Annotated in this window: 12 protein-coding genes and 1 tRNA gene; 6 read left to right on the top strand and 7 right to left on the bottom strand. The window is 54.3% G+C overall.

Going from position 1 to position 16,001, the window contains the following annotated elements:
* Window positions 1-11 precede the first annotated feature (11 nt).
* The 5 genes from B3Z17_RS14285 to B3Z17_RS14265 all read right to left on the bottom strand — a co-directional run bounded on the left by B3Z17_RS14285 (window position 12) and on the right by B3Z17_RS14265 (window position 5,368).
* Window positions 12-704: a response regulator transcription factor gene (locus B3Z17_RS14285; RefSeq protein WP_286830456.1), complete on the bottom strand. Its 693-nt coding sequence runs from the start codon at window positions 702-704 to the stop codon at window positions 12-14.
* A gap of 203 nt (window positions 705-907) precedes the next feature.
* A complete protein-coding gene (locus B3Z17_RS14280) occupies window positions 908-1,831 on the bottom strand; it encodes a hypothetical protein (RefSeq protein ID WP_286830455.1) in 924 nt (307 codons plus the stop codon).
* A 144-nt stretch (window positions 1,832-1,975) separates the two neighbouring features.
* On the bottom strand, window positions 1,976-2,344 hold the full coding sequence (locus tag B3Z17_RS14275; protein ID WP_286830453.1) for a response regulator: 369 nt from the start codon (window positions 2,342-2,344) through the stop codon (window positions 1,976-1,978).
* Window positions 2,337-4,442: an ATP-binding protein gene (locus B3Z17_RS14270; RefSeq protein WP_286830452.1), complete on the bottom strand. Its 2,106-nt coding sequence runs from the start codon at window positions 4,440-4,442 to the stop codon at window positions 2,337-2,339. Before B3Z17_RS14270 ends, B3Z17_RS14275 begins: the two co-directional genes overlap by 8 nt.
* Window positions 4,442-5,368 (bottom strand): ferritin-like domain-containing protein, encoded by a 927-nt coding sequence (locus B3Z17_RS14265; RefSeq protein WP_286830450.1) that lies wholly within the window; start codon window positions 5,366-5,368, stop codon window positions 4,442-4,444. The genes B3Z17_RS14270 and B3Z17_RS14265 overlap by 1 nt, the downstream gene beginning before the upstream one ends.
* Before the next feature lie 199 nt (window positions 5,369-5,567).
* On the opposite strand from B3Z17_RS14265, the gene B3Z17_RS14260 reads away from it, so the two are divergent.
* Window positions 5,568-6,359: a substrate-binding periplasmic protein gene (locus B3Z17_RS14260; RefSeq protein ID WP_286830448.1), complete on the top strand. Its 792-nt coding sequence runs from the start codon at window positions 5,568-5,570 to the stop codon at window positions 6,357-6,359.
* Window positions 6,360-6,408: 49 nt separating this feature from the next.
* Here the strand turns inward: B3Z17_RS14260 and B3Z17_RS14255 are convergent.
* Window positions 6,409-6,484: transfer RNA gene (locus B3Z17_RS14255), tRNA-Val, on the bottom strand.
* Window positions 6,485-6,648: 164 nt separating this feature from the next.
* On the opposite strand from B3Z17_RS14255, the gene B3Z17_RS14250 reads away from it, so the two are divergent.
* The 5 genes from B3Z17_RS14250 to typA all read left to right on the top strand — a co-directional run bounded on the left by B3Z17_RS14250 (window position 6,649) and on the right by typA (window position 15,311).
* Window positions 6,649-7,569 carry an N-formylglutamate amidohydrolase gene (locus B3Z17_RS14250; protein ID WP_286830446.1) on the top strand — a complete coding sequence of 307 codons (921 nt, stop codon included), beginning with the start codon at window positions 6,649-6,651 and terminating at the stop codon, window positions 7,567-7,569.
* A 326-nt stretch (window positions 7,570-7,895) separates the two neighbouring features.
* The gene (locus B3Z17_RS14245) at window positions 7,896-10,520 is read left to right on the top strand and encodes a TonB-dependent receptor plug domain-containing protein (RefSeq protein WP_286830630.1); all 2,625 of its coding nucleotides are present in this window, start codon (window positions 7,896-7,898) and stop codon (window positions 10,518-10,520) included.
* A 1,179-nt stretch (window positions 10,521-11,699) separates the two neighbouring features.
* Entirely contained in the window at window positions 11,700-12,506 is an 807-nt protein-coding gene (locus B3Z17_RS14240) for a substrate-binding periplasmic protein (RefSeq protein ID WP_286830444.1), read from the top strand.
* 81 nt (window positions 12,507-12,587) lie between these two features.
* Window positions 12,588-13,343, top strand: a complete 756-nt coding sequence (locus B3Z17_RS14235; protein WP_286830442.1) for a substrate-binding periplasmic protein — start codon at window positions 12,588-12,590, stop codon at window positions 13,341-13,343.
* 135 nt (window positions 13,344-13,478) lie between these two features.
* Window positions 13,479-15,311 (top strand): translational GTPase TypA, encoded by a 1,833-nt coding sequence (gene typA, locus B3Z17_RS14230; protein ID WP_068302281.1) that lies wholly within the window; start codon window positions 13,479-13,481, stop codon window positions 15,309-15,311.
* Between the two features lie 90 nt (window positions 15,312-15,401).
* Here the strand turns inward: typA and B3Z17_RS14225 are convergent, their stop codons facing one another.
* Window positions 15,402-15,869, bottom strand: coding sequence for a GNAT family N-acetyltransferase (locus B3Z17_RS14225; protein ID WP_286830441.1), 468 nt, complete (start codon window positions 15,867-15,869; stop codon window positions 15,402-15,404).
* Window positions 15,870-16,001: the final 132 nt, after the last annotated feature.

Genomic DNA, 16,001 nt, shown 5'->3' with positions numbered 1-16,001 from the left:
CAAAGAGTTATTCAAATCACTTCCATGCGGTAGCCGATGCCGGGCTCGGTGACAATATAGTCCGGGCTTGACGGCGTCGGCTCGACCTTCTCGCGCACCTGACTGATATAAACCCGTAGATATTGGGTGTCATCACCATGCGCAGCACCCCAAACTTCATGCAGAATCTGCCGGTGGGTCAACATCTTACCCCGGTGCACAAGGAAATAGCGCAGCAGATCATATTCCTTGGGCGTGAATTCCACGCGGTTGCCGTCAACCAACACCTCATGCTTCACAAGGTCCATCTGGATACGGCCGTTCTCAAGAACCGGCTGGCCAGCTTCAGCGGACGCGGCCTTCCTCAAGTTTGCTGTGATCCGCGCCAGCAACACGTCAGGGTTGAAGGGCTTGGTAACATAATCATCCGCCCCCAGGTCAAAGGCTTCGATCATCTCCTTGTCGCTGTTACGCACCGAACAGACAATGATCGGCAGGTTCGACCATTCACGTACTTCCTTGATCACTTGTTTACCGTCAATATCGGGCAGCCCCAGATCCAACAGCATCAAGTCAGGTTTTACAGAAACAGCCATGCGGATGGCCTTCCGCCCCTCGTCCGCTTCTTCCGGCTTCATATTGTGGGCTTCAAGCGTGATGCACAGCAGCTTGCGTATCTGCGGCTCGTCATCGACAATCAGAATGATGTTCTTCTTCTGCTTCACCGCGCTCCCCCAAAGTTTTGCCTGTCTGGAATATAGCCAAATATGACAATTTGAGCTGGATGATAGCGCATGTTCACCTCTCTGGTAACTGGAACCTTTAAACCAAAGTCAATTAGCTGTTCAAAAAAACAGGAGCCAGAAGGCTCCTGAAGGTTGGGTGAGGAAAATATTTATTGTTATGCGCCGGGCCCGATGTCTGGGGGTCAACTCAGCGAGTTCCACCAGGCTTCCAGCTGTTTGTCGATCTGATCCGCAAGTGCCGGGTCACGCTGCTCGATCATGCCCGATAGCTCCCTCATCTCCTTGCGGATCGTTTCGACCTCTGCGGCATCGCGGTCTGAGGCATCCTGACCTTCACAGAGTGCCGCCATAGCCCTCTCTGCCTCTTTCAGGGCCTTGCGCGCGCCTTCATATTCAGCCGCTTTGAGCATGAAACGCGCGAGCGACACATTGTCCCGCGCCACCCCTTGCAAGGATGGTGCAGGTTCCAATTCAGCAATCATGCTTTGCTGTGCGTCCACCAGCTGATCACGCACTCCGTCAAGGTCCCCCCTGTTGAGCGCGTCCAGGCCTTCATTCAAGTCATGGGATAGCTTGTCAGGGTCCAGCTGCAGCCGCACGTAGCGCACCTTTGCACCTTCAATATCGCTTCGATCAGCAGCTTTGATATCAAGTACGGCGACAAATTCATCAATTGCCAGCGTACTATCGGCAACTGGGACATAAATCAGATTTGGCGAAATGATGCTGCCGTATTTCAGCTCCACCAGTTTGACTGGTCCGGCAACCTTTGAAGGCGCACCTTCAAGACCCTCTTCAACCAGCGACCGCAACTGTTGGGAAGCATCTGCAAGCCGCCGTCCGACTTGTTCCCGGGATTGATGCTTGATAGCAAGGTGCGCTTGAAACAGTTGGTCCATCAACGTCCATTTGGCACGCGCAATTGCTTTGCTCCTATCCTCAAGAACCCATGAAAGAGAGCTTGCATCAGTGACCCCTTCTGGCCACTCCGCCTTGTGAGCCACTGCGGGGGTCACTTGATTCAGGCTCTCTTCCGCGGTTACTGCAGAATGCCCCGTCAAGGGCAGCGCAAGCGCGGCTGCCAGCATGCATAATGTTTTAGTCATGTCACCCTCCAGCCCTCAAGGATCTGTTGAACTGAGGATGGCGCACGCGGCATCAGTATTCGATCCGCCGAACCGCGACTGTGCATAAATTTTTAGTAAATTAATTAAGGCTGCATTGAGGCAGCTACCTGCAAGCTGGAGAGGCTAACAACCGATCACTTCGAGAAGATCGTCAATCACGAACGGTTTGGGAATAAAGGCAAGAGCCCCCAGAGCACGGGCTTCGTCCTTGATCTTGTTGCCATACCGGGCAGAAAGTACAATCACATGGGTTCGCTTGCCAGCACCGTCCGCCTTAATCTGCCGCAATACTTCAATGCCATCATCATCAGGCAGACCCAGGTCAAGTGCCACATAATCAGGCGATTGATCCCGGAAAGCCCGAAGTCCGTCCTGCGCGGTTTTGGCTTCGGTAACCTTCATACCCAAGTCACCTAAAGAGATGCGCAGAAAGGTCCTGATTGCGTCGGCATCATCAATTACCAGAATAGATTTTTTTAGTTCTTCAGCCATCCATTTGCCCTTTGGGTACAGCGACAACAGTCGGGAACACCAGAACAAATTCTGCACCACCTTGCTTGTGATTGCCTGCCGTGATGACGCCGCCCTGGCGGTGCATCACCACCTTTGCAATAGCAAGCCCCAGGCCGGTCCCGGCAACTTGCTGATCCGTACGATTGAGGCGCTCATACTTATCGAAAATCTTTTCCTGTTTATCCTCAGGTATGCCGCTGCCAAAATCCCGGACGCGATATTCGAAACCGTCCTCGCGGCGTTTGAGATCAATCTCGATCGCACTGTCATTCGGCGAATATTTGGCCGCATTATCAATGACATTCTGCAGCACCTGGGCCGTCATCAGGGCATCCATTTCGACATGGAGGCCTTCATAGTTCCGCGTTATGCGCAGCTCGCGCCCCTGCAGGCGGGAGCGCAACGACTTCAGCGCCTGATCCAGCGGCTCAGCCGGGTCATGCAGCAGGCATGAAAACTCCACGTCACCACTTTCGATCCGTGTCATCGACAGAATATTAGTGATGAAGGCGTCCAGGCGCTGCGCCTCTTCAAGCGCCGTTCCTGCCAACGTCTCCAACTGGTCATCTGACAACCGATCTGACTTCTTCAAGCTTTTGAGGACACTGATACTGCCGATGATCGAAGCGAGCGGTGTCTTAAGGTCATGGGACACACTGGAGAGCAGCATGGACCTCAATTTTTCACGCTCTTCCCTGAACCGGCTTTCCTGCATTTCGGTAGCATATTCGATACGTTCCAACGCCTGCGCGGTGTGATCGGCAAGTGCGCTGATCAACTGGGTGAATTCTGAATCAAGCCGCCACGATAAGGGGATACACACCGCCAAAACGCCATATTTCTGGTTCGGCGTTGTAATGGGCTCGAACACCCAAGTGCTTGTCTCATGGCGAACAGCGCGAAAGGCGCGACCCACGTCACCCGCCTGCCAGCATTCCTCCAGCCCCTGCTTCACTGGCCCATCCAGGTCAACCTTCTCCGGGTATTGAACAAAATCGGCAATAGCATCGGCTTCCAAAACCGACGTGCGCACCTTGGTGATGAAGAAGACGACTTTCATACCCAAAAGCGATTTCAGTTCACGCGCCACGACCTTCAGCAGCGCTTCCCGTGCGCTAGCTTCTGCAGTCAGTGTATGAATTTCATAAAGCACCCTGCTGCGCTCTTCACGGCGCCGGGTGGTTTCCAGGCTTGCCCTGACATGGCCACCAAGGAACGCAATGATAACTGCAGAGGCAAGAAAGATGGTGATATTCGCGACATCTGCTACGGTGCCGATGTAGAACTTCTGGAACGGCACCGTATAAGCATAATTGATGGTCGCGGCACTCAGGATAGACGCCAAAATCGCAGCCAGAAGCCCCTGCCTGATAGCAACCATCACGCATGCAAGCAGGAACAAGAGTGCCACATTGTGGGTATTGATCTTGAAATAGATCACCGGCATCAACGCACGGATTCCTTCCGCGGCCAGATAGGCCGCCACGACAGCCACGAGTGGATAGACCGCGGTATGCCACGTAATAGGGCCGTGAACAAATCGGCTCCAGAGGCTCGCGGGCTTGATGCTGCCTTCCAGCGGAATGATCGTCACCGACGCCAGGTGCGAGAACTCTTTGGTAATTCTTCGAGTGCGCCAATAGCGCCTCAGATCCGCCCCCCGCGCCGTTGCGGGTTGCCCCATGAATATGTGAGAAACGGCTTCACCACTGTTAACGCAGCTGCGAATGTAGCTCAATTCCGTTTGGCTGCCGCTGGCGGAATCAAGGTGAAGGACACTTGCCCCTTCGCGGCGGGCCTTGTTTAAAAGAGAGAGCAGCGCCTCGCGCCGGTTGTCACTGCCAACACTTTCGTCGATACGGTCAACATAAATCAAGCGCCAGCGCGCGCCGGTCTTCGTCGCCTTTTCGCGCGCCGCGGCAACGACCTTGTAACTTTTTGGGTGGCTGTCGACAAACGCCAGAATCTGTTGCTGTTTCTTTGCCATCCGTTCTTCCTTGTAGCCACCGCCCACCGCACATGCTGTGCCTTCGGTGGACCGGTGGTGGGCATACAAAGCTGGCACAAGAGACGACATCAGCTGGTACCACCTGACCCTTCCGTCGCACTTCGGACAGCCTTGAGCTCCTGGATGGCCCGATTATGGAAAGTGAAAATGGGGTTGACCAGCTCCACCGTCGTCTCATCCCGTACTGCCCGGGCCACATCAAACACGCGCCTAGCTTCCGACATACAGACCTGATTGGCAACAATTAGCGCATTAATGCACTCTACTGGCGTTCCCGGCTGCCCCAGGTCATCACGTTCTGCTGCAAAGGCGGCATAGGCCCTTAACTGTCCCGGCGTCGAATGTCCAAGGGCGCTGATGCGCTTCGCAAGCTCATCGCCAATTTGGCTGATGGCCGTACAGTGATGATCAAGCATCTCATGCGCATGGGCTGCACTTTTCTTGCCGCTGTTCCAGCGGTAATACAGGGACTTGACATAGAGCGAATAAATGGTGACCAGCAGCCCTGCCAATGGCTCAACGAGAACCGCTTTACGCCCCTTGTTGTTGCTAGCCTTTGAAGTCAGCGAGCTTTCGGCAGCCAAGTCGGAAACCTGCTTGAAATCCTTGAGGCGCTGTTCCGGCTTCATGCTATAGGCTGCCTTCAGATAACAATCTATCGCAACCGACAGGTCCTCATAGGCCTTGGAATATTCCTGCTGCTTTTTGATGAGAAGGACATCCTCGCTTTCTTGATACTGGGTAGCGTTTTCCAACTCGACACAGGTGGCCGCGATCCGGCGCTTAAGCGCCAGAAGATCTCCCAAGCCGTGCTTGTCGAGAGCATCTCGGGCAGAAAGTTGGCCTCGGGCCACTCGGTCAGTCCAATAAACCAACGCGCCGAGCTCAACCACCATGCCTTCTGCTTCCAGCATATCCTGGTGTTGCTTGAGTTGCTCATGCAGGTTGACCGCTACGGTGTCAAACGTTTGCATTTCTCCCGGCTCTTCAGACATGTCCCAGCGACCTCCTGACTTGGAAGCCCTTAGGGTGCTGCCATTCATGTGAGGTTTCGATATGACTCCGGGCTGGTTGTATAAAGAATGCATAAAAATTGAACCAATACAGGAAGCTCTGACCGGCCTCAATCAGCCTTGGAGGAAACGCCGGGTTGCGCTACACTCTGTTACTCTAGTGGGGGCGACAGGAGGCCGGGTGACCACGCACCGCATTCTTATTCTTGGGATCACTCTAATAATCGCGCTCGCGTTTGGCCCGCCTGCATCTCTGGCAGATGACCATTCCTGCAAAAGCTTGCAGATCAGTGGGCCGCCAGAATATTTCCCCTTGTCCTACAAAGACAATAATACCGTCAAAGGTGTCGGCATCGATCTGGCGCGCATGGCTGCCGAAGAAGCCGGCATTCCGGTGCAAATCACATACCGGGGTAGCTGGGCGCGCGTGCTTCAGCAACACGCGCTGGGCAATCTGGACGTTGTTGTCGGGCTGTATCACACTGAACCACGGGAAGAGACAATGCACTTCCTCCCAGCCTTCTGGTCGGAAGAAACACAGATTGTCATGCGCCGCGACGGTCCCATCAATTATACCACCTGGGATGACCTGAAAGCCTTCAAAGGCGTTACAGTGGCCAGTGATAGCCGCGGTGACCGCTTTGACGCGTTCATGCGAAAGAATCTGAACATGCTATATGTCCACAGTCAGGAGGTTGCCTTCAACCTACTGAAAGCCGGACGAGTGGATTTTATGCTCACCGGGCAATATTCCATGTTCGAAACAGGCGACTTCAGCCCAGACGGCACATTCATGCTGCATCCAACGCCCGTTGATGCGCACAAGGTCTATATGGCCTTTTCACGTCAATCCCCCTGCATCGGCCTTGCCGATCGCCTTGGCAAGGCCATTGAGACGCTGGTAAATGCAGGAAAGGTTGCTGCCCTTTTCAACAATCACCCGACCGAAGCGCATACAGTGCAGGCAAATTAGCCACTAACAGTCTCGTGGCGCATAACAGTATATTGTTGCGGAAAATAAATGGTGGTCGGTATTGGGTTCGAACCAACGACCTCATCGATGTCAACGATGCGCTCTACCAACTGAGCTAACCGACCGTGCCATTTCATTCGGAAGGCCCGCCCGCACCAAGAAACTTGGACCGGGAGGGAACGGGCCTGTGTTTACACCGCAGCCCGCGACCGTGCAAGCCAATTTTTATCGGACCGACCCACTTAAGATCAGCGATGACTTCGTGACGGTTTCGCGCTAGGCTATTCATATGACAGAGCATAGCTGCGACGAGACAAGCCGGAAAAAAGTTGAGCGCCCAGCGCCCTTCTTGTGCCGTTCCGCACCAACACCGGGACCCTTTATATTTGCCCTGCCACACAGCGGCCGCTTCTACCCGCAAGCCATGCGCTCAGCCACCCATTTGTCAGATCACACATTGCGCCTGTCGGAAGATGCATTCGTCGACAAGCTGTTTGATCACGCGCCCCAAAATGGCGCAACTCTTCTGGTGGCAACCCACGCCCGCGCCTATCTGGACCTCAATCGTGACGAGGTGGAGCTTGACCCATCCATGTTCAGCCCCACCCTTGATGAAGGCCTGGTACACGAAACACACCGCGTAAAAGCAGGGCTTGGGATCATCCCGAAACTTGTGGCCGAAAACGTGCCCATCTATACTGAGAAGCTGCCAGCCCGGGAAGCGTTCTATCGCATTGGTGCCGTCTACAAGCCCTACCACGACAAGCTGGCGGCCCTTATCAGCGCCCGGAAAAAGCAGTTCGGCTATGCTGCGCTGATTGATTGTCATTCGATGCCTTCGGAACAAAAGACGGGCCGACATCAGGGGCCAGACATCGTACTTGGAGACAACTGGGGCTCCGCATGCAGTCGCGACCTGACCTCCATCGCAGAGGAGCTACTGATCCGGACTGGTTTTCGTGTGCGTCGGAACGTGCCCTATTCCGGTGGCTTTACCACCCAGCATTATGGTAACCCCAACCAGGGACGCCATGCGCTGCAGATTGAAATCAATCGCGCCATCTATATGAATGAGAACAAAATAGAGCCTTTGCCAGAGTTTGAAGAAATTCGTGAAAAACTTCAGTGGTTTAGCCAGAACCTTATTTCGCGCTTCACAGACATGCAAAAAGGCCTGCAGAAAGCAGTCCTCCCTCGCGCAGCTGAGTGATTAATCATTATTGCCACTCCCTAGAAAATCGCTATTTTCCGCGCCTGACAACCTCATCACTCATTGTCAAATATTGCGCCCATCCATGTTTCAGGAAACATAATTTCTTTTTCTAGACCCAAGAGTTCACAAGTGTTTCAAAAACAACACATTTTAACTTTTCTTGGCGCCAAAGAAAAAAAGCACCTTTTTCTGATCTTTTTATTCCTAAAGCAGGCTTAATATCCGTCTTTGTAGGTATCGAGTGCATTCGCTGCGCTTCTGGGAGGTTGGCGGCGAAGAACTGAAACCACACCTTAAAAACACGGAGGGGTTCTGTGGACACCATGAAAAAATTCCTATTAGGTACGTCCTGCGTAGCGATGGCATCAGTCCTACCGACTGTTGCTGCTAGCGCACAGGAAAGCACTTCTACTGATGACGGTTTTGCCATTGAAGAAGTTGTTGTTACCGGTTCGCGCCGGGCAGCACGTTCTGCGGCAGATACGCCGGCACCAGTTGATGTAATCAGCGCAGACCAGTTTGCAAACCAGGGCGACGGAGACATGTCGAACCTGCTGCGGACTGTTGTGCCATCCTATAACGTGAACGCACAGCCAATTTCGGATGCCGCAACGCTTGTTCGCCCTGCGAACCTGCGTGGCCTCGCGCCCGACCAGACGCTGGTACTTCTGAACGGCAAGCGTCGTCACCGTGCGGCCGTCATTTCCTTCCTTGGCGGCGGCCTTTCTGACGGTGCACAAGGCCCGGACATTTCCGTTATCCCTGCAATCGCCCTGAAGCAGGTCGAAGTTCTGCGTGACGGTGCAGCGGCACAGTATGGTTCTGACGCCATCGCCGGCGTGATCAACTTCCAACTGCGCGATGATGCCGAAGGCGGCACTGTTGAAGCCAAATGGGGTCAAACCTACGAAGGTGACGGCGATCAGCGCATGTTTGCAGCCAACATCGGCCTGCCACTTGGCCCTGACGGCTTTGCTAACTTCTCCGCCGAGTGGCGCGAGCAAGACCCAACCAGCCGCAGCGTCCAGCGTGACGATGCGCAAGGCCTGATCGATGCCGGCAACAACAATGTTCGCCAGCCATACGCTCAGATCTGGGGTCAGCCTGAAGTACGCGACGACTGGAAAGTCTTCCTGAACGCAGGCCTCAACACCGATTCAGGCGAAGCTTACATGTTCGGTAACTATGCCGAGCGTGAAGTTGAAGGCGGTTTCTTCTTCCGTAACCCGGACACCCGTTCCGGCGTGAACGTTTCCGGCAACCAGCGCCTTGTTGGCGACATGACGCCTGAAGACGGCATCACCTGCCCAGGCGGCATCAACTTCAATGAAGGCGAAGCCACCACCGGTACGGTAGTTGACCCGATCATTGTTGGCGCAGACAACGAAGATGCACTGCTGGCACAAGTGTTTGCTGACCCGAACTGTTTCGTATTTAACGAGATGTTCCCAGGCGGCTTTACGCCACAGTTCGGCGGTAAGCTGAACGATGCCGCGATCGCCCTTGGCTACCGCGGTGAAATGGACAATGGCCTTGCGTATGACGTATCCATGCACGTTGGTCGCAACCAGGCTGACTTCTTTATCAATAACACGGTAAACCCAAGCCTTGGTTCTGCCACGCCAAACAACTTCGAGCTTGGCTCCTACATTCAGCTTGAAAAGAACTTCAACGCCGATCTGTCTTATCCGATCGATGTTGGCTTCTTCTCTGACCTGAACGTTGCAGCTGGTTTCGAATGGCGTGAAGAGCAGTTCGAAGCACGCATTGGTCAGACCGAGTCCTGGGAAACTGGTATTCTTGCTGAGCCATTCGCGCTTGAAAACGATGTTGGAGAGATCATTACCGGTACGCAAGGCTTCGGCATTGCAGCTAATGGCTTTGCAGGCTTCAGCCCGCAGGTTGCTGGCGAATGGGACCGCACCAACATCGCGCTTTACCTCGATATGGAAGCAGACGTAACCGAAGACCTGATCCTGGGTGCAGCACTGCGCTGGGAAGACTTCTCTGACTTTGGTTCCACAACCAACTTCAAGGTTACTGGTCTTTATAAAGTCACCGACAGTTTCCGGATCCGCGGCTCCATCAGCTCAGGCTTCCGGGCGCCAACTGTTGGGCAGCAGCAGGTAGTGAACATCTCGACAGTGTTCGAGGAAGTTGACGGTCGCCTGCAGCTTGCACAGCGTGGTACCATTCCACCAACCAACCCTGTGTCCATCTCTAAGGGCGCACAGGCGCTTGGCCCAGAGAAGTCTGATGCCTTCACGCTTGGTGCTTCCGTCGATATCGGCGCAGCATCCCTGACGGTTGACTATTTCAACATTAAGCTCACGGACCGGATCACCCAGTCTGCGACCCAGGTACTGACCTCTGCAGAACGTCAGGCGCTTGTGGATAGCGGCGTAAGCTTCGCAGCTGACCTCGCAGCCTTCCGTTTCTTCGTGAACGACTTCGACACCCGTACGCAGGGTATTGACGTTGTTGCAACGATCCCACTGGATCTGTTCGAGGACGGCTCAAGCAACATTGCGATAGCTGGTAACTATACGAAGACGAAAGTGATCGACTTCAACCCAGCGACCCTCGATGACCTGCGTATCCGCCAATTGGAGGAAAACCTGCCAAGGACCCGCTTTAACGCGACCTTCACGCACCAAACCGACAAGTGGCGCATGCTGACACGGGTTAACTACTATGGCAGCTACTGGGAAGCACACCTGGATAGCGGCGGTCTGCCGATTGATGCAGGTGCCGAGTTCACGCTCGACGCCGAATTCGGTTACAACATCATGGACAATCTGGAACTCGTGGTTGGCGCGAACAACCTGTTCGACAACTACCCAGATGACAACCCATGGGCAGGCGTTGCAGGTGCGGCTTATCCGGTTACCTCACCAATGGGCTTTAATGGCGGCATGTACTACGTACGAGCTCGCTACACCTTCTAAGGCTTGATCCTACATATGAATCATCAGGGGCGCTTCGGCGCCCCTTTTCTTTTGCCGCAACTATTTATGCCGGGGCCCTACACCAAGAGGCCTGCGCAACACCACTCCCAACTTATTGCTTTTGCAACACTCTACCCATAAGTGAAAACTTGTAAGAGGTTCCGAAGGCCCTTGTGCCGCTACAAAGTCATTTCTAAAACCGCGACGACCTAATGCAGGCGATACATATACCAGGGCTTGAAAGGTCAAGCATGTGCGAAACAAGCCATACATGAGCCGCAATAAGTAAGGTAAGCAAAAATGCCACAGCTACTGAAAAATTTACGCTGAATAAAAAAAGGCCACGCTTTCGCGTGGCCCAGGCTCAGGGAGGAAACGCCCACGGAGGGCATTCGCGGGGGCTACCCGCTAAGCATTAAGATAAATGCTTCGTACTCAAATTCCAAGTACAGGCTACGTCACGAATCCTTGAGAATCTGTTAATTCACTATAACTTTATGAAATATATGAATTTTATTTGGTGTTATTTTTGAAATTTTTTTTCACCAAACTTGGCTCAATAGTTGTCCCGGGCCCATAAGGGCGCAGGTTTCAAGGAACGACTCACATCTTTTCAAGATCTTTGCCAATTTTATTTCAACGCAAGGCAATTATTCTGGTTAACCCCATGATTGCCGTTTATCGCGCCCCGCAGGAATAATTAGCTTCTGAAAGCTCTCTTGCCGATGCTCGGCATCCCACTTGGGAATTATTGTCTGTGATGCCACGCTGGAAACCAGATCGGCTCTGACTGTCTCTTAGGCCGTTCCAACAGGGAGGCATCCCGCCAAAAAAACGCAAAATACACCCAATAGTAGAGATTGGCGCCTTTCAGAATTTCAGCATTTTTCGATATGGCATGTTGCCAAAGGACAGTCCGGTTCAGCACTATCCGCCATGAAACTCAGGCAAAGACAGATCAAGCCAACGCCCCATAGACACCCCAAAAGCTTATAGGAAAGATCAATTGTCTGATCGATATCCCGAGCCATAGTTTTCACTCCGACAATCCTTAATCCGCCAACATCAGCAGCATTACATCATCAGAGCTACAAATCAGGCGGTAGTCGGCGAACGGTGGCAAGGCCGCGGCAAACCGATCCCCTCGCCATCCGGGCTGTTAACCTTTCCTAGAAGGGATTGAGCTACATTGAATGTCCTGGAAACCGGGGAACCCTTGTAGAAAGGAGGTCCCGATTGGGTAGGTTGGCGCAACTGATTGCCGGCGCTCTAATAGTAATCTGCACAGTGACCGGCACCGGCTCGGCCGCTGACGTTCCTACTCTGCGTGTTTCCACGATTGTGGTTCCGCCACTTGTTATGCAGGATTCAGGCAGCAAAAACATCCACGGCGAAGCCATTGATGCCCTCCAGCTGCTGGTAGAAACTTGCGGCGCTGAAGCTGATCTTGTCGTCACGCCCTCCTGGAATCGGGCCTATATGATGGCTCAAATAGGAATTGTTGACGCGGTCATTCCAACCAATTTCGCAGAAGACCGGCTGTCGTATTTTGATTTCCCGACAGAGCCGCTTGTCGATATGAGCCCAAGCCTGATTGTCCGCGTTGATAGTCCTTTCCTTCGCTTTAGCGGCCTTCACATCCTCAAGGGGAAAAAAGTAGCGGTCCGCACCAACGCGCTTCTGGAACAAAAATTCGACGCCTATATCAGAAGCGATCAGGCGACACTTGTGGAACGTAGCGATAGCATCTCCCTTGTGGATGAGCTTTTGTCTGGTCGCGTAGATTTCATCGCAGACAGCCCAACCATGATCATCTATCACATGACGGAATCAAAAATTCCGGAAAGAATTCGCGTTTTGGACCCACCCCTGGGTCGTAGCGGCCAGTTCCTGGCCTTGTCCAAAAAACGCGCGCCTGCCTTCGCTGCGGAGACAGAGATATCCCGCTGCCTCTTAAGCAAATCTGTGTACCTACCGAAGAACTGATACCGATCTCAACACTGCGAAATTAACCTTTCATAGAGGCTCTCACTCTATGGTACCGCCAGGGGCGGGGAGGAAAGCTCAGTGGTTACGAGTGTGACACGAAAACTTTTAGGCACTGCAGCGCTGCTAATCGCGCTGCTTGTGTTGTTGACAGTTGCGGACGAAGTGTTTGCAGACAGCCGCCCAATCCTGAAGGTCTCCACGATCCCTCTGCCGCCTATCGTCACCATTGCACCAGACACAGGTCATATCTCTGGGCTGGCCGTGGAATCGGTTCGCCAAATGGCACAGGCCTGTGGCGCAGACGTTGAATTTATCGCGCCCCCAGCATGGAGCCGAGCACTTGCAATGGCGCGCGAAGGCACGACTGATGCGCTGATCCCAACAAACTTTTCACAAGAGCGAACCGAGTTCTTTGACTTCCACCCACATGCCTTGCTTGATCTGGGTCCAGCCTTGATGGTGCGTGCAGACAGTGCTGTGCAGGACTTTCTGGGTCTGGAGCAATTGCGCGGCCGACGCATTGCAATCCAGCAAAATATCCTGATCGAACCCAAGTTCGACGCCTTTATCCGCAGCGACGCGGTAGACCTGATAATCCGCGGCAACGCCAAATCGCTGGTGGCCGAATTGTTGACCGGAAGGGTAGAGTTCATTGCCGATTCAAAAGCGGTTCTCGAACATTACCTAGGCGAAACCGGGGTTTTAAAGCGGGTTCGCACGCTCGAGCCACCCATTGGCTCAGCGCCTCAATATCTGGCTTTCTCAAAGAAGCGGTCACTGGCATTTGCCGCCGACACCAAGCTTTTCAAGTGCCTTATGGCAGCTAAGCCCTAGGAGCTCTGCCCTTTCCGCTTGCCGCAACGACCAAAGACGCGTATAAGCCGCGCAAATCTTTTATTTGGGGGGCTTCCGATTTTTCCGGAAGCCTTTTTTAAGTTGGGCCCCCATTGACGGCCTCAGGAAGCAGACATGAGTAAAGACATTCGCAATATCGCGATCATCGCCCACGTTGACCACGGCAAAACCACGCTTGTGGACAATCTGTTCAAGCAAAGCGGCACCGTGCGCGATAACCAGCGCGTGGAAGAACGCGCCATGGACAGCGGCGATCTGGAAAAAGAGCGCGGCATCACCATTCTGGCGAAATGCACCAGCGTGATGTGGGGCAACACCCGCGTCAACATCGTGGACACCCCAGGCCACGCCGACTTCGGCGGCGAAGTTGAGCGTATCCTGTCGATGGTAGACGGCGTGGTATTGCTGGTGGACGCGGCCGAGGGCCCAATGCCACAGACCAAGTTCGTAACCATGAAAGCGCTGGCGCTCGGGCTGAAGCCGATCGTGGTGGTGAATAAGGTGGACAAGCCGGACGGCAACCCGGACGCAGCCACAGACGCCGTCTTCGACCTGTTCGTGAACCTGGACGCCAACGACGAGCAACTGGACTTCCCTGTGATGTATGCCTCTGGCCGTGACGGCTGGTGTGACAATGACCTGGACGGCCCACGCGAAAACCTGCACCCTCTGTTTGAAAAAATCATCGAGCACGTGCCGGCACCAAAAGTGGTGACCGAAGGCAACAAAGAAAAGCCTTTCTCCATGCTGATCAGCCTGCTGGACCGCGACAACTTCGTGGGCCGTATCCTGACCGGCCGTGTTGAAACCGGTCGCGTGAAGGTGGGTGATCCCATCCATGCCCTGAGCCGCGACAGCAAGGTGATTGAAACTGGCCGCATTTCCAAACTGCTCGCCTTCCGTGGGCTCGAGCGTGTGCCGGTTGAAGAAGCTGAAGCGGGTGACATTGTCGCCATCGCTGGCCTGACCACTGCAACTGTTGCAGACACCATCGCTGTGCCGGAAGTAACCGAAGCGCTGCATGCGATCCCGGTTGACCCACCAACCCTGGCGATGACCTTCATGGTCAACGACAGCCCGCTGGCGGGCCGCGAGGGCAAGCATGTGACCAGCCGTGTGATCCGCGACCGTCTGATGCGCGAAGCCGAAGGCAATGTGGCCATCGAGGTGACGGAAAGCGAAAGCAAAGATGCGTTCGAAGTGGCTGGCCGCGGCGAACTGCAACTGGGCGTTCTGATTGAAACCATGCGCCGTGAAGGCTTCGAGCTGGCAATTTCCCGTCCACGCGTGCTGTTCAAGCAGGACGAAAACTGCAAGCGCCTGGAGCCTTATGAGACCGTCCAGATTGATGTGGACGAAGAATATCAGGGTGCCGTTGTTGAGAAGATGTCTCTCCGTAAGGCTGAACTGACCGGCATGGTGCCATCCGGCGGCGGCAAAGTACGCCTGACCTTTGATGCTCCTGCCCGTGGCCTGATCGGCTATCACGGCGAGTTCCTGACCGACACACGCGGCACCGGCATCATGGCCCGCGCCTACGACCGCTATGACGCCTACAAAGGCCCGATCCGTGCCCGTCAGCGCGGTGTGTTGATCGCTACTGCCGGCGGCAAGGCCGTGCAGTATGCGCTTTTCTACCTGCAGGAACGCGGTACCATCATGATCAACCACGGCGTTGAAGTGTATGAAGGCATGATCATCGGCGAACACAGCCGCGACAATGACCTGGACGTGAACGTGCAGAAAGCCAAGCAGCTCACCAACATGCGCGCGTCCGGCAAGGACGACGCCATCAAGATGAGCACGCCGAAAATCCTGCCGCTTGAAGAAGCGCTGGCTTACATCAACGACGACGAGCTTGTTGAAGTAACGCCAGAGAGCATCCGCCTGCGCAAACGCTTCCTGCTGCCGCACGAGCGCAAGAAAGCATCCCGCGCTGCGGAATAAGTCCAAAGGTTGGTATGGGCTTGCTGTCCATACAGGAAAAATCAAAGCATCAAAGGCGGCCCCGAACGGGGTCGCCTTTTTTCATGCCTGTTACGCCTCTCGGCGGAAGCGAAGGAAGGTTTCGCCGGCAATCACCAGCTTCCCGTCTGGCGTGAACCCGAAGCGCGTGACCGCCTTCGTGTTAGGCCTGCCCGGAGGCAGCAGAATGGTTATTGGTGTGTCACCAAGGTTTTCTGAAGCCCAATCGAGGGTACGGGCAAATATCCTGTGGCCCCAGCCCCAGAAATCCGGGTGCAGCACAAGGGCGAAGTCGGCATCGCCCGACTCTGGCTGCAACCCACCCCACCCGGCAAACTGGCCACCAATCACCAAGGCCCATGGACCATAGCCGTGCTCCTCCCAAAGCCGCGTCTTTGCTGCAACAAATGCCCTGCAATCCTCAAGCGAGAAATCGGGCTGCAGAAGCGGCATATGCTGGCGCACCAACGGATTGGTCATCAACGCCATCAGCATGTCTTCATCAATCGTGGAAAGCGGCACAAAGGCGATATCGGTCATATCTGAGTTCCAGCTACAGGCAATTAAGGCCTCTCCGTAACATGCCATGACAACACGCCGATAAAACAAAGCCGTGATATTTTGCAGGAATAGAAGAATAAACGGCTTGCCGCTTGCTCGCATCGTTCCGTC

The sequence above is a fragment of the Kordiimonas sp. UBA4487 genome (genome assembly GCF_002389025.1).
GTDB classification, from domain to species: domain Bacteria; phylum Pseudomonadota; class Alphaproteobacteria; order Sphingomonadales; family Kordiimonadaceae; genus Kordiimonas; species Kordiimonas lacus.
Note: the sequence above shows the minus strand (reverse complement) of the source record. Positions and strands in the feature narration are given on the sequence as shown.